The organism is Collinsella sp. BA40 (assembly GCF_008014645.1).
Classification (GTDB): domain Bacteria; phylum Actinomycetota; class Coriobacteriia; order Coriobacteriales; family Coriobacteriaceae; genus Collinsella.
In genome coordinates this window covers 82537-97542 of record NZ_VOWY01000001.1, presented here as the reverse complement: position 1 = coordinate 97542, position 15006 = coordinate 82537, and the positions used below count along the sequence as shown (strand labels likewise).

Below are 15006 nucleotides of genomic sequence, written 5' to 3'. Positions count from 1 at the left end.
GACTCAAGTGCTCGCCTCAAAACAAAAGCGCTCCCCAGGACTAACCTGGAGAGCGCTTTGCTGCAAGCGTGGTCGAGAGGCGCTACGCCTCCGCTGCCACTTCCTCGGACGCCGCGTCGGAAGCCTCGGCTTCCTCGGCCTCGGCGCGAGCCTCGCGGCGGTCGACGAAGTTGTTGATGCCGGCGCAGATGCTCAGAGCGATGGCGACGCCGCCGCCGATGACGGCGAGCAGAATGGGCGGAACGCCCACCATGATGATAGGATCGGTCATCAGTCAAATCCCCCTTACACGAACAGTCCGCCAGCGATGCCCGCGACGCCCGTAAACGCAAGCGCCATGAGCGAGGCGGTGATCAGCGTGATGGGCAGGCCGCGCAGCGCATGCGGAACCAGGCGCTCGTCGATGCCGTTGCGAACGAAGGCGAACAGCACCACGGCCAAGAACAGGCCGAAGCCCGCACCCAGCGAGGTACCGAAGGCCGACCAGAACGTAAGCGTCTCGGCCACGGCGCCGTTTGCCAACGGAACCGCCAACACGGCGGCGTTGCACGCCAAGATGGTGCAGGAACGCAGGATACGCGTGCGCTCTTCGGAGGGCTTGCCGGCACCCATGATGGTGCCGCCCACGAAGATGGCGCCGGTGCTGGCGAGCACGCAACCAAGCGGCGCGAGGTAGGAGACGCTCCAGGGAATCAGAAAGCCCGCATACAGCGGCCAGCCGATAACGCCCGCCGCCGCGACGGCGATGCCCAGAAGGCCGCCCATGCGGATGGCATCCTGCGGGCGATGGGCCACCAGGATCACAGAGACCATGGCGATAAGCTGAGCGAATACGATGTTGTTATCGAATGCGGCGGTGAAAAACGAGTTCAGGAACTCCATTAGCGCTCATCCTCCTTAGCGTTCTCGGACGAGGCGCACACGTCGCAGATAGACTGCACGAACGCGGCAACCAAGGCGAGCACGAGCAGCGAGCCCGCAGGCGTACCGAAGATGGACAGCGGGGAGGCCGCGAGCTCGGGCATGGTGAGGCCGAAGACGACACCGGTGCTGAACATCTCGTTGATGAAGCCCACGAACACCAGCGTTGCCAGCGCGCAGAGCGCGGCGAACGCGGCGGTGCCGACCGAGGACTTCGAGGTGGGGTCGGCGGTAAACCCGTCGCAGGCGACGAACACCACGGCCATGGCGTTCACGCAGGTGAGCGGCAGGTAGATACCGAGCGACTCGTAGGCAGCCGGATCGGCCACGCGCACGCCGAAGCTCACGAGCACCGATACCGTGGCGCCCGCAAGGAGCGTGAGCGGCAGGAAGGAGAACGCGCCGGTGAAGCGGCGGAACAGCGGGGCGACGACGGCCATCGCCAGGATGGCGACGGCGGTAGCCAGGCCGATGGCGATGCCGTTGACCGTGGACGTGGCCGCAAACAGACCGGGCAGGGCCGCGGCGACGACGACGAAGGTGGGCGTGCGCACGAAAGCGGCCACGCGCTCGTCCTGCTCGCGCACGATGTTTTCATTCAGCGCCATATTATTTGCCTCCCATCTGCGCGTACGCCTCGAAGGCGATGTTGAGGTCGGCGATGACGGCGTTGGCCGTGAAGGTGGCGCCGGACACGCCGTCCACCTTGGTCTCGCCGGCACCGGCGTCCTCGACCGTGAGCACGCCGGAGGCGGCCAGGTCGGTAAAGGTGCCGAAGTACTCGTCGGTAAGGGCGTTGGTGCCGATGCCGTCGGTCTCGTCCTCGGCTACGACCTGGATGCCCGCGACCTTGCCGGCAGACGTGATGCCCACCATGAGCTCCACATCGCCGTGATAGCCCTTGGACTGGACATCGAAGACGTAATCGCCGGCGTCGGTCTTGTACACCGAGTTGAGCCCCTCGATGGCGGGGGCGGAAACCTTCTCGAACGTGGCATCGGGGAACAGCAGCGCACGCTGGGCGCCGCCCTTCGATTCATCGAGCGCGGCATCGGACGCGGCGAAGGCGTCGGTAAGCACCCAGTGGACGCCAGCGGTCACGCCGCCGCACACCAGGGTGCCCGCGAGCACGAGCCCGAGCGTGTAGAACGCGCCGTTGCGGTGGCGCGAGAGCCAGGAGCTAGACGAGGGCATTCTTCACACCTCCAACCGGACGGGGACGGGTATAGCGGTCGATCAGGGGCACGAACATGTTCATGAACAGGATCGAGAACGCCACGCCCTCGGGCGCGGCGGCAAACAGGCGCACCAGCGACGTGATCACGCCGCAGCCAATACCGAAGACGATCTTGCCCTTCGGCGTCATGGGCGTGGTGGTGTAGTCGGTGGCCATGAAGAAGGCGCCCAGCGCCAGGCCGCCGGAGAGCAACTGGAAGACGACATCCTCGCCCGCAAAGCCCATGATGAGCGCCACGGTGCCGATGAACGGCACGGTCGCCCACGCATCGACGACCTTGATGGCCAGCAGGAAGAGGTATCCGATGAGCAGCGTGATGACGCAGGTCTCGCCCAGGGCGCCCGCGTGGTTGCCCAGCAGCAGGTCCATGATGCTGTAGGGATTGGCCTCCAATGCGAGCGGCGTCGCGCCGGTGATGGCGTCGAGCGGCTTGCCCACCACATCCGGATAGGACGAAAGGGCGCTGGGCAGCGCGACCATCACGAAGATGCGCGCGGCGACGGCCGGGTTGGCGAAGTTGTTGCCGATGCCGCCGAACATCATCTTCACGATGACGATGGCGAACGCGGTGCCCAGGACGGCGACCCACACGGGCGCCGTGGCGGGCAGGGTGAAGGCGAACAGCATGGCCGTGACCACGCAGGACATATCGCCCGCGGTGGACTCGCGATGCATGATGGCGCAGCACAGGTGCTCGCAGACGAGCGCCGTGGCGATGCATACCAGCACCAGCAGCGGAGCGGCCAGACCGTAGAGCCACGTTGCCGCAAGCAGCGTGGGCACGAGCGCCAGGCACACGGCGCCCATGATCTTGAAGGTGGACGCGCTGCCGTGGAAGTGCGGGGAATCCTCGAAGATCAGGTTCATACGTTACGCCTCCTTCGCAGGCTGGGTCAGGCGGGCGACCTCGCCGCGATAGGCGGCCTTGCCCTCGCGGATCGATGCGGTGATGCGCCTATGGGCGGGGCAGGTGAACGCGCAGGAGCCGCACTCCATGCAGTTCATGACCGCGAGCTCGTCGAGCTCGACCGCGTCGTGACGGCGGCTGGCGGCGTCGAGCGCGTACGGCATGAGACCGAGCGGGCACACGCGCACGCAGCGTCCGCAGCGGATGCAAGGCGACTCCTCGGGCAGGACGGCGTCCTTGTCCAGGCACAGGATGGCGTTGTTCGCCTTGAGGATGGGGCAGTCGATATCGGTGACCGTGCGGCCCATCATCGGTCCGCCCATGATGATCTTCTTGGGCTGCTTCTCAAGGCCGCCGGTAGCCTCGATGACGTCGCGGACGATCATACCGAGCGGGACGCGGTAGTTGCCGGGGTTCTTCACGCAGTCGCCGGCAAGGGTGATGGTGCGGCGGACCAGCGGCACGCCGTAGCGGAAGTACTCCTCCACGCGCGAGACCGTGGTGACGTTGAGCACCAGGCAGCCGGCATCGATGGGCAGGCCGCCGGCGGGGACGGCGCGGCCGGTCGTGGCCTCGATGAGGACCTTCTCGCCGCCCGCGGGGTACTTGGTGGGAACCATGAGCACCTCGACGATATCGCCGACGCCCTTGTCCGCGATGGCGCGGTTGAGCGCGTCGACGGCCTCGGGCTTGTTATCCTCGACGCCGATGACGGCGGCGGGGATCTCGAGCGCACGCGCCACGCGCACCACGCCGTCGATCACGCGCTCGGCGTGCTCGATCATCTGGCGGTAGTCGCTCGTGATGTAGGGCTCGCACTCCATGGCGTTGATAACCACGAAGTCGAACTTCTTGCCCTCGGGCGCGCGCATCTTGAACCACGTGGGGAACGATGCGCCGCCCAGGCCCACCACGCCGGAATCGCGCACGCAGGCGATGAACTCGTCCTTGCCGCTATAGGTGGGAACCGTGAGCGCGGGGTCGTTTTCCATCTTGCCGTCGGAGGCGATGGTGACCACCGGGGCCGTGGCGCCAGTGGGCAGCTTCTCGGTGGCAACCGAGGTCACCGTACCGGAGATACTTGCATGAATAGGGGCGCACAGCCCCTCGCCGTCGCCGATCTTGGTGCCCACGTACACGTGCGCGCCCTCCTCGACGCACGGCGTGCACGGCGCGCCGATGTGCATGTTGAGCGGGATGCGAACCTGCTTGGGAGGCTCGATCCACGTGCAGGGACAATCCCGCGTGTCCTTGCACTGGGGCGGATGGACGCCGCCCAGCGTCTTATGAAGAGAGAACATTACTCCCCTTCCTGTCCTCTTCCTCCACCGCCCGCAGGCGCAGGGCGGCTTTAGTCCGACGTTCTATTCTAACGGGAATCGTCCATCGTTTGAACACGTATCATTATTCGTAAGATAGAATAATGGCGAAATACGTGCGGTTTAGTAACGAACGAGGCGGGACCGCGCGTTTCCGAGCGGCCCCGCCTCGTGCGAGCTGACCATAGCAAAAGGGGCCGCGCGCCATCGCACGGCCCCGAAGCGCGCCCTCGCGGGAAGGCACGCGATTCGCTTTACTACCCCAACGGGCTCGCGGAACCGCGGCCCATGAGCTCTTCGAGGTAGCGCAGGAACTCCTCTTCGGTCATGGAGTTGCCCGCCGCGTCACCGGACGAGACATCCTGGTTCTCGGCCTGGAGCGCTTCGTCGGAACCGAGCTCGACCTCGAGCTCCTTGCTGTCCTTGCCGCGCACCACAGTGAGCTTGACCTTGTCGCCCACGTTGTGCTCGCGCAGGGCGATGATCAGGCCGTCGGCCGAAACCACCGGGCTATCGTCGATCTTGGTGATAACGTCGTTCGCCTCGAGGCCGGCCGCGGCGGCGGGGCCCCCATCCACGACGGACACGACGAGCGCGCCCTCGGTGACGCCCAGGCCGTTCCTACGCGCCGTCATGGCGTTGACGGACGTAAGGTTGACGCCCAGATACGGATGAACGGGGGTCTTGCCATCGATGATCTGCTCGGCGATGTTGACGGCATAGTTCACGGGGATGGCGAAGCCCACGCCCGAGCTGGAGCCCGAGTACGACTCGATGATCGAGTTGATGCCGATGAGCTCGCCGCGGTCGTTGACGAGCGCGCCGCCGGAGTTACCGGGGTTGATGGCGGCATCGGTCTGGATCATGTTGGCGTAGATGGACGTACCGCCCGTCGAGGGCAGGGCGGTGGAGCGATACAGGGCGCTCACGATGCCGGTAGAGACCGACTGCTCGTTGCCGAAGGGGCTGCCGATAGCCATGACCCACTCGCCTACCGCAAGCTCGCTCGAATCGCCGAGCTCGATGGGCGCGAGCGCCTTCTTATCGACGTCCTTGAGGCGGATGACGGCAAGGTCGCTCGAGGGATCGGCTCCCACCAGCTCGGCTTCGTACGACTCGCCGCCCATGGAGACCGTCAGGGCCGTGGCGCCCTCGATCACGTGGTTGTTGGTGAGGATGTTGCCCTCGGTATCGAGCACCACGCCCGAACCGATGCCGCCGCTGTTCTGGGAATCCCCCGTGGCGGTGATCGAGACCACGGAGGGCTGCGCCTTGGCGGCAACGGTCTCGGCAAGGGTGGTGTCCTCGGGGTCGATCTGGATGTTCTTGGTCGTTGAGGACGAAGCCTCGACGTTGCCGTCGGTGATGCGGAACGCGCCCGACATGACCAGCGCGATAACGAGCACGGCGCCCAGGACCAGGCCGCCGAGCGCCGCCAGGAACACCGGCAGCTTCTTGGTGCGGGTCTTCACGACCGTGTGCTTCACGGTCTCGCCGGCGGGGGCGGCGTGCTTCGGCGCGTCATCGCCGGAAGCGGGTGCCGAGCCCGCACCCGGCACGGGCGTGGGCTCGACCTCGACGCGCGGCAACGAGCCAAGGCCATCGGGCCGCTGGGGCATTTTCTCATCACTCATGGGGAGCTCCTTTCGCCAGCATCAACTACTAGCAACGTTGTACCCCAAGAGGCGCGCGGACAGCTCGGTCGCGCGCAATGATTAACTCTTTCACAAGCCCTTTAAGTAATTCGTAAACACCCCGGTCGGAACCGTGGGGCAGCCAGCGGAACGCGCGGCAAGACAGGGTCGGCGGACGACGCTACTCCTTGAACAGATAGCCCACGCCGCGCACCGTGTTGATGTGGCCGGCGATCTGCGGGCCGATCTTGGAGCGAATCCGGCGGATATGAACGTCGACGGTTCGGGTGCCGCCGCAGTACTCGAAACCCCATACGCGGTGCAGCAGCACCTCGCGGCTGTACGCGCGGTTGGGATGCGTTGCCAGAAACGACAGCAGGGAGTATTCCATGAGCGTGAGGTCGACGGGCTCGTCGTCCAGATACACCTGATAGGTAGCCAGGTTGATGGTCATGCCGTCGATATGCAGGATATCGTCGCCGGAGAACGAATCGTCCTCGCCCAGGAGCCGGCGCACGCGCAGCTCGAGCTCGACGGGGCTCGCTCCCGAGCAGATGAAATCGCAGCGACCGTGCGAGGGCATATGCAAGCTCGACAGGGCGTCCTCGTCCACGATCAGCATCATGGGGACGCTTCCGCGGCCCTCGAGCCATGTGGCGATGGACTCCAGGCGATCGGGGCGCACGCCGTCGGTGTCGAGGAGCAGCAGGTCGAAATCGTGCGCGGCGCTCGGCGAATCGGGCGTGGCGGCGAACACGTCGGCACCCATGGTAGCGCTCAGCGTTCGCGCGAATTCGTGGAACCGCGTCGTCCGCGCCATGAACAGGATGTTGTTATCGGACATGGGCACCCCCCAACTTGATGCCGCGGCATCGGGCCCGGAAACTCATTTTGATTACTTTATCGCACGCCGAACGCATGCGCCACGCGTTCAGGCTACGAATTTGCAAGGTAATGCTTCAGTTCCCACTCCGTGATGGTCGACGAGTACTTCTCCCACTCCTGGCGCTTCTTCTTAAGGAAGAAGCTGTGGATGTGCTCGCCGAGCGTCTCGCGCATCAGCTCGGACTCCTCGAAGCAATCGAGCGCCTCGGAGAGGTTGCGCGGCAGCGGCTTGATACCGCGGCGGCGCAGCTCCGCATCGGAAAGCGACTTGAGCGCGCTCGTGCCCTCCTCGGGCAGCTCCAGGCCGCGCTCGATGCCGTCCAAGCCGGCGGCGAGCGTCACGGCGTTCACCAAGTAGGGGTTGGCCATGGGGTCGGGGGTGCGCAGCTCGATGCGGCTCGACAGGTGCTTGCCCGGCTTGTAGATGGGGATGCGGATCATCGCGGAGCGGTTGCGCATGCCCCACGTGGCGTATGCCGGCACGGTGGCGCCGCCCGTCACCAAGCGCTTGTACGAGTTGACGGTGGGGTTGGTGATCGCCGATATCTCGGATGCATGGGCCAGTATGCCGGCCATGTAGCTCTTCGCGATGGGCGACAGGTGGTAGACCGGATCGTCCTCGCCGTAGAACACGTTGTTGCCGCTCTTGTCGAACAGCGACTGATGCAGGAACATCGCGCTCGACGCCTCGTTGGCGATGGGCTTGGGCATGAACGACGCGTGCACGCCGGCCTCGTACGCCTCCAGGCGGATGACGTGCTTGGCCGTCATGATGGCGTCGGACATCGAGAGCGCCTCGGCATGGCGCAGCGAGATACCGTGCTGCGAGCGGCCCGAGGAATGGAAGGTATACTCCACCGGCACGCTCATCTTCTCGAGCATCAGCACGGTGGAGCGGCGCAGGTCTCGCGCCGAATCGGAGGGCGTGAGGTCGAAATAGCGCACGTCGTCGAGCGGCTCGGGCGTGTGCTCGTCGGGGAAGTAGTAGAACTCGAGCTCGGCGCCCACGTTCATGATGAAGCCGGCCTTCTCGGCCTTGTAGAACATGCGGCGCAGGCACTCGCGCGGATCGCCCGCGAACAGCTCGCGATCCGGGGTGCATACGTCGCAGAAAATACGCGCGGCCCCGTCGTGGCTCGGGCGCCATGGCAGGACCTGGAAGGTCGAGGGATCGGGAAACGCGAGCATGTCGGCCTCATCGGGCGTGGTAAAGCCCTCGATGGCGGAGCCGTCGAAACCGATGCCCTCCTCGAACGCGACCTCGAGGTCCTCGGGCGCGATGGCAAAGCTCTTGAGCCGGCCCAGCACGTCCGCAAACCACAGGCGAATGAAGCGTATGTCGCGCTCCTCGACCGTGCGGAGCACGAAATCGATGTACTGCTGCTGATCCATGAGGGCACCCTCCCGCGCAAAGAAACAACCATGGCCTTCGGCCATCGAGCCATTGTTTCATACGTTTGTTTCGTCCTGGTTTCATGCACGCCGCCGGGGGCGCGCGCCGGTTCGGTCCCGACACGCGCCCCCGGCGAAGACGTGGATATGATGCGGCAACCCGCTAGAGGTCGCGGCCGAGGCGCTCGGCCACGCGGTCGACCCCCTCGCATGCGGGGCAGCCCGCGCGCGAGGGCGTCGCGCATCCCGCGCACGAACCCGCACACGAGCCGGAGCTTCCGCAATCGCCGCAGGTACCCTTCTTGCGCACGCGCATGACCACGGCGGCAAACGCCGCGGCCACGGCCAGCAGGATAACGATATCGATCGGTCCCATACGCATTCCTCCTTACATCCAGCATAGCAATACGGGACGGGGCCCGCCGCCGTGGCAACGGGCCCCGTATACGATGTTCACGGTCTAGCGTGCCGCCTGCGGGCGCGCGGCCGGGGCCGAGACCGCCTCGTCGTCCCACGCCCCCTTCGGCATGGGGCGGAAGAGCTGGAACAGCATGCCTGTCGCCAACACGACCGCGACGACGGTCCACAGGCTGAAGACGCCCTGGGCGGCCAGGTAGAACTGGTTGATAAGCAGTCCCACCACCCACGCGAAGCCGCACTCGTAGCCCAGCGCGATAGCCGTCCACTTTGCCGAACCCATCTGGGCGCGGATGGTTCCCATGGCCGCGAAGCAGGGGGCGCACAGCAGGTTGAACGCACCGAACGCGGCGATGGCGCCCACGCTGGGGAACAGCGCGGCGAAGGCGCTCCACAGGGAGGGGTCGGTCTCGGTCGCCTCGGCCAGATGCAGCAGCGAGGCCGCCGTGGCCATCACGTTCTCCTTGGCCACCAGGCCGGTGACGGACATGGCCGTGGCCTGCCAGGAGTCGAAGCCCAGCGGGGCGAAGATCCAGCTCACGGCACCGGCGACCGCAGCGAGGACAGAGTAGTTCGTGAACTCCTCGGGGATGCCCTCCATCGCGGGCAGGAATCCGAACGCGCCCTCGTAGACGCCGAAGTTCGACAGGAACCACACCACGATGGTGGATGCGAAGATGATCGTGAAGGCCTTCTTGATATAGGCGCTCACGCGCTCCCACACGTGCAGGGCCCAGCTGCGCGCACTCGGCATGTGGTAAGCGGGCAGCTCCATCACGAAGGGGGTGGGGCGGCCGGCGAACAGCTTCGTCTTCTTGAGCATGATGCCCGAGACGATGACCGCGACGACGCCCAGGAAGTAGAAGAGGGGCGCGATCCAGGTGGATTCGGCGTCGCCGATGAGCGCGCCCATGACCAGCGCGATGACGGGCAGCTTGGCGCCGCACGGGATGAACGTGGTGGTCATGACCGTCATGCGGCGGTCTTTCTCGTTCTCGATCGTCTTGGTGGCCAGCACGCCGGGCACGCCGCAGCCCGTGGAGACGAGCATGGGGATGAACGACTTGCCGGACAGGCCGAAGCGGCGGAACACGCGGTCCATGACGAACGCGACGCGCGCCATGTAGCCGCAGTCTTCAAGGAAGGACAGCAGCACGAACAGCACGAACATCTGCGGAATGAAGCCGAGCACCGCACCCACGCCGGCGACGATGCCGTCGCACACCAAGGAGATCACCATGTCGGACGCGCCGGCAGCGGAGAGCCAGCCCTCGAAGAGCGCGGGCACGCTGGGCATGGCGGCTCCGAAAAGCTCCCAGCCCTCGCCGAAGAGGTTGTCGTTGACCCAATCGGTCATGGCCGTGCCGAAGGTCGAGATGGACAGGTAGTACACGCCGAACATGATCAGGGCGAAAATCGGCAGGCCCAGCCAGCGATTGGTGACGATACGGTCGATCTTCTCCGATGTGCTCATGCGCGCCGGCGCCCGATGCAGGCACTCGTCCACGATATGGGCAATCACGGCGTAGCGCTCGCCGGTGATGATCGACTCCGCGTCGTCGTCGCAATCCGCCTCGCATGCCGCCACCAGCTGCTCGATGCGCTCGGCGGCCGCGGCGTCGAGGGCGAGCGAGGCGGCTGCCCCGGCATCGCGCTCGAACAGCTTCACCGCGTAGTACCGGCGCTTGGCAGCGGGCACGCGGGCGGGCAGCTGGTGCTCGATGCGCTCGAGCACGCCGTCGACCGCGGCATCGAATGCATGGCGCTTCGGAGCGGCCTTGCGAGCCGCAGAGCGCTTCGCCGTTTCCAGCAGGTCGTCGACGCCCGTGTTCTTCAGCGCGGAGATCAAGACCACGGGGCAGCCCAGCGCGCGCTCGAGCGCGGGCACGTCGATCCTATCGCCGTTCTTCTCCACCAGATCGGCCATGTTCAGCGCGACCACCACGGGAAGCCCCGTCTCGATAACCTGGAGCGCCAGGTACAGGTTGCGCTCGAGGTTGGTGGCATCGAGAACCTGGATGACGGCATCGGGCTCGTCGCCCATGAGGTAGTCGCGGCTCACGCGCTCCTCGGGGCTGTAGGGCGAGAGGGAGTAGATGCCGGGCAGGTCGGTGACGACGACGCCCTTATCGGAGGAGAGGCGCGCCTCCTTCTTCTCCACCGTGACGCCCGGCCAGTTGCCCACGTAGCCGTTCTGACCCGTAATCAGGTTGAACAGCGTGGTCTTACCGCAGTTGGGGTTGCCCGCCAGCGCGATATGCATGCTCGTTTCTGCCATAGTTCCTTCCCTTGCATCCTGTCCGGGGCCGTGCAATATACGGCATCCGCGACGTAGCATTTGTTAGATGTGGGTAACTTACTGCTCAAAAAAAATGCGCTACCGCACCTCGACGATGGCCGCCTCTTCCTTGCGGATGGACAGCTCGTATCCACGCACCGAGATCTCGACCGGATCGCCCAGGGGAGCGACTTTCACGACCTTGAACGGCGTGCCCTTGATCAGCCCCAGATCCATAAGGTGCCGGCGCAGCGGCCCCTCGCCATGCAGCTTCACGATGACGGCGGACTCCCCCACCGGCACCTCTCCCAGCGTTTTCATACCTTCCTCCTGTTCCCAGACGTGCAAGCCTAAGCGACCATGACGTTGCGGGCGACCTTGACATCGAGGCCGAAGCGCGCGCCCTTCACCATGACGATGATGTTGCCGCCGCCAACCGTCACCACGTGCACCTGCGAGCCCTCGACGAATCCAAGGGTCTCGAGATGCCGCTTCACGTCGGACGCGCCCTTCACGCGCGCGACGGTCGCCGTCTCACCCGCCCTCATCATCGAAAGGGGCATCGACGGCATCTGCGGTCCCTGCGGCATTCGACCCACCATCTTTCCAAAAGTTAGCCTTGGCTTTGTTCACCTTGGTAAACTACCACGAAATGCCGCCCCTGGGAATAACCATGGCTAACTTTTACGAAAAGATAATTCGATTGTTCATCATCAGATTTATATGCGCTGCTAGATGCATATGAGCCTGCTGTCGCGAGCAGAGCCTCAGATCGGTGCTCAGATTGGTGCCTGCTCAGATTGGTGCCTGTCCCTAATCTGAGACGGTCGGTGCTCAGATTGGTGCCTGTCCCTAATCTGAGGCGTGATGCGCGCCGAGCGCCATCGCAAACGAAAAGCGGCCTTCCACCCGGCTTGGATGGAAGGCCGCTCTATAGCCGTCGCACATGGGCGGCGAACGGGCGTGCACGCCCTCGCGCAGCGCCCGCTATTCGTTTTGCGCTAGATCGCGCAGGCGGCGTCGTAGGCGGTCTTGGTGGCGCAGGAGATGTCGCCGCCCTCCTCGCTGCAGTCGCCCACGAAGGTCCAGGCCACGCCTGCCGCATCGAGCGCGACGGTGTCGAAGGCGACGCGCTTGGCGCCGATGGCCATGACGGCGTAGTCGATGGGCATGCGGGCCTCGGAGCCGTCGGCGGTCTCGCACACAAGCTCGGTCGGGGTGATCTCGAGCACCTTGTGCTGCGTGAACCGCTTCACGCCGCGGGCCTCGAAGTGCTCGAAGAGGGTCGGCTTGATGGTCGGACCCTCGTCGGCGGCGATGCTCTCGAGCATCTCGACGACGCTCACCTCGCAGCCCTCGTCGGCCAACAGCTCGGCGGTCTCGCAGCCCACCATGCCGCCGCCGATGACGGCGACCTTGCCGTAGACCTCGGCCGTACCAGCCAGGACGGACCAGGAGTCCACCACGTTGGGGAGCTCGCGGCCGGGGATCGGCGGGCAGGCGCACTGGGCGCCCACGGCCACGATCACATGGTCGAATCCCGCGGCGGTAAGCTCATCGGCGGTCGCCTCGTGGCCGAGCTCGAACGTCACGCCGGCGTTGCGGGCCGCGGTCACGCCGTCCTGGACGGCGCGGCGCAGCTCGGCCTTTCGCGGGGGCACGCATGCGATGTTGAGCTGTCCGCCCAGCTCGCAGGCGCGCTCGAACAAGGTGACGTCGTGGCCGCGCAGCGCGGCGACGCGGGCGGCCATGAGGCCGGCGATGCCGCCGCCGATGACGGCGACGCGCTTGGCCTCGCGTGCGGGCGCGATGCGGCGCACCGTCTCATAGCCGTTCTCGGGATTGAGGACGCAGGAGAGGCCCTCGCGGCGCTGGATGGCGTCGGTGCAGCCCTTGTTGCAGGACAGGCAGCGGATGATCTGGTCGGCGCGGGCCTCCTCGACCTTGCGGACCCAGTCCTCGTCGGCGAGGAACCCGCGGCCGATGCCAACCATGTCGGCCTTGCCGGACACCACGATGCGCTCGGCCATCTTGGGGTCGATGATGCGGCCGACGGCGGAGACGGGGATGCTCACGGCGTCCTTGATCTGGCCGGTGATGTCGACAAAGAAGCCGTAGGGCTGCACGCCCATGGGCGGGATGGTGTCGGCCATGTTGCCGGTGTGGTTGGCCTGGGCGACGTGCAGCATGTCGACGCCGGCCTCCTCGAGCCACCGGGCAAACTGCGGGGCGTCCGCCAGGTCGATGCCGCCCTTGCCGCGCTCGGGCGTCACGATGGGGAACTTGTAGTCGATGACCATATCGGGCACGGCCTCGCGCAGGGCGCGGACGAGCATGAGCGCGAAGCGCGTGCGGTTCTCGAGCGAGCCGCCGAACTTGTCGGTGCGGTGGTTCATGCGGGTGGAGCACAGGCAGCCGGTCAGGCGGTCGCCGTGGACCTGGATGACGTCGACGCCGGCCTTCTCCGCGCGGCGGGCGCAGTCGCACATCTTGTCGATGATCTTGAGCAGGCCCTCCTCGCTCACCTCGTCGGTGAAGTGCATCATGTCGTGGTGCAGGCGCTCGCGCACCTCGGCCATCTTGCCCTGCTGGAAGAGCTCGTTGATGGCGTCGCAGTCGTACTCGGGATGGAAGATCTGCACGCCGAGCTTGCAGCCGTACTCGTGCACGGCGTCGGCGAGCTTCCTGAAGGAATCGATCTGCTCATCGCAGTAGAGCTTGGGCGTGGGCGAGAACGAGGCGATGGGCGCGACGTCGCCCAGCACGATATAGGACGCGCCGCCCTGCGCGATACGGGTATAGAAGCCGCGGCTGCGCTCGCCGATGCTGCCGTCGCGCTCCTCGTAGCCGGTGGTCAGCGGCGGGAACATGATGCGGTTCTTGAACTCGACGCCGCCGACGGTGATCGGCTCCAGGATCCTCATATCCGGTTTGCTCATGTGCGTGATTCTCCTTTCGTAGCGGCGCGCCGCCCTCCCGCGGCCCGCCTGCCTATGGAACCTATGCTCTGCAGTTGCCCTTGACGAAGTCCGCCATGGCGTCGAACACCATGGCGCGGGCATCTATGTTGGCGAAATCGTGCCCGCCGGCGGGCGCCTGCACGTACTCGACATCCCCGTAGACGGACCGGTAGCGCTCGCAGTCCTCGCTCGAGACGAGCTCGTCGTCATCGGCGCGCACGATAAGCACGGGTCCGTCGTAGCCCTCGGCCTCGATGTAGGGGTCGGGATGCGCGCCCATGCTATGGTTGAAGGCCATCTTGAAGACGAGGCCCTCCATGTCGGCGTAGTCGCGTCCGGTATGCTGCTCGAGCAAGCACGCGTTGCGCTCGGCGTCGCGCCACATGGCGGCCCCCGGGCTCAGCAGGACGAGGCCGCGTGGGCGGATATCGGGGGCGGCGCTGGCCGCGACATAGCCGCCCAGGCTATGGCCCGCCAGGAACATACGGTCGGCATCGGCCCATGGCTGCGCGGAGGCCCAGGCGAAGATGTCCGCGGCGTCGTCAAGCAAGCCGTCGAACAACATGTCGGAAAACTCGCCGTCCGACTCGCCGCACCCATAGAAATCAAATCGGACGCACGCAATGCCCTCGCGCGCGAGCGCACGGGCCAAATTCGTGCCAAAGTACCTGCGCCCCGAAACGGAGCCGCCAAACCCATGCAGCATGACGACGCACGGATGGACCCCCTCGCCCGCCGGCACCGTGACGATGCCGCGCAGGGTGTGACCGCCCCTGTTCTTAATAGCTACCTGCAGTGTTTCCATAGCGCACATCCCCTTCGAACTACGGCTATACAACGATAGCGGCACGCTCGTCGTTCGCTACACCTATGGCGGACGGCAAGGCAACGTTACTGCTATTCACTATTGTAGGCATTCGGCGCACATTTGTTACGTCAGCGCTTTGTAAACCACATTTCACCGCGCGGCCCGACCCCGCACCTCAGATTGGGGACAGGCACTTTTCTGAGGTCGAAGCCGACGGCGAGTCGCGTCTCCATCAACGCCCCGAACCT

General features: G+C 65.7%; 15 protein-coding genes. All 15 read right to left on the bottom strand.

Features of this window, described 5'->3' with window-relative positions; genetic code table 11:
- Positions 1–82: 82 nt before the first annotated feature.
- Entirely contained in the window at positions 83–271 is a 189-nt protein-coding gene (locus E4J93_RS00420) for a hypothetical protein (RefSeq protein ID WP_147587514.1), read from the bottom strand.
- Between the two features lie 14 nt (positions 272–285).
- Complete coding sequence (locus tag E4J93_RS00415) at positions 286–882, bottom strand: Rnf-Nqr domain containing protein (protein WP_147587513.1); 597 nt, start codon at positions 880–882, stop codon at positions 286–288.
- Positions 882–1529: an Rnf-Nqr domain containing protein gene (locus E4J93_RS00410; protein ID WP_147587512.1), complete on the bottom strand. Its 648-nt coding sequence runs from the start codon at positions 1527–1529 to the stop codon at positions 882–884. Before E4J93_RS00410 ends, E4J93_RS00415 begins: the two co-directional genes overlap by 1 nt.
- Position 1530: 1 nt before the next feature.
- Positions 1531–2115: an FMN-binding protein gene (locus E4J93_RS00405; RefSeq protein WP_147587511.1), complete on the bottom strand. Its 585-nt coding sequence runs from the start codon at positions 2113–2115 to the stop codon at positions 1531–1533.
- Positions 2102–3025 carry an RnfABCDGE type electron transport complex subunit D gene (locus E4J93_RS00400; RefSeq protein WP_147587510.1) on the bottom strand — a complete coding sequence of 308 codons (924 nt, stop codon included), beginning with the start codon at positions 3023–3025 and terminating at the stop codon, positions 2102–2104. The genes E4J93_RS00405 and E4J93_RS00400 overlap by 14 nt, the downstream gene beginning before the upstream one ends.
- A 3-nt stretch (positions 3026–3028) precedes the next feature.
- The gene (gene rsxC, locus E4J93_RS00395) at positions 3029–4366 is read right to left on the bottom strand and encodes an electron transport complex subunit RsxC (protein WP_147587509.1); all 1338 of its coding nucleotides are present in this window, start codon (positions 4364–4366) and stop codon (positions 3029–3031) included.
- Between the two features lie 275 nt (positions 4367–4641).
- On the bottom strand, positions 4642–6018 hold the full coding sequence (locus E4J93_RS00390; RefSeq protein ID WP_147587508.1) for a S1C family serine protease: 1377 nt from the start codon (positions 6016–6018) through the stop codon (positions 4642–4644).
- A 181-nt stretch (positions 6019–6199) separates the two neighbouring features.
- A complete protein-coding gene (locus tag E4J93_RS00385) occupies positions 6200–6862 on the bottom strand; it encodes a winged helix-turn-helix domain-containing protein (RefSeq protein WP_147587507.1) in 663 nt (220 codons plus the stop codon).
- 92 nt (positions 6863–6954) lie between these two features.
- Entirely contained in the window at positions 6955–8295 is a 1341-nt protein-coding gene (locus tag E4J93_RS00380; RefSeq protein WP_147587506.1) for a glutamine synthetase family protein, read from the bottom strand.
- 163 nt (positions 8296–8458) lie between these two features.
- Positions 8459–8671 carry a hypothetical protein gene (locus E4J93_RS00375; protein WP_147587505.1) on the bottom strand — a complete coding sequence of 71 codons (213 nt, stop codon included), beginning with the start codon at positions 8669–8671 and terminating at the stop codon, positions 8459–8461.
- 84 nt (positions 8672–8755) lie between these two features.
- On the bottom strand, positions 8756–10990 hold the full coding sequence (feoB, locus tag E4J93_RS00370) for a ferrous iron transport protein B (RefSeq protein ID WP_147587504.1): 2235 nt from the start codon (positions 10988–10990) through the stop codon (positions 8756–8758).
- A gap of 99 nt (positions 10991–11089) precedes the next feature.
- A complete protein-coding gene (locus E4J93_RS00365) occupies positions 11090–11311 on the bottom strand; it encodes a FeoA family protein (protein ID WP_147587503.1) in 222 nt (73 codons plus the stop codon).
- Positions 11312–11340: 29 nt separating this feature from the next.
- Positions 11341–11580 carry a FeoA family protein gene (locus E4J93_RS00360; protein WP_255431837.1) on the bottom strand — a complete coding sequence of 80 codons (240 nt, stop codon included), beginning with the start codon at positions 11578–11580 and terminating at the stop codon, positions 11341–11343.
- Positions 11581–11991: 411 nt separating this feature from the next.
- Complete coding sequence (gene bilR / locus E4J93_RS00355; protein ID WP_222705663.1) at positions 11992–13929, bottom strand: bilirubin reductase, long form; 1938 nt, start codon at positions 13927–13929, stop codon at positions 11992–11994.
- A gap of 61 nt (positions 13930–13990) precedes the next feature.
- Positions 13991–14755, bottom strand: coding sequence for a S9 family peptidase (locus E4J93_RS00350; protein WP_147587502.1), 765 nt, complete (start codon positions 14753–14755; stop codon positions 13991–13993).
- Between the last annotated feature and the right edge of the window lie 251 nt (positions 14756–15006).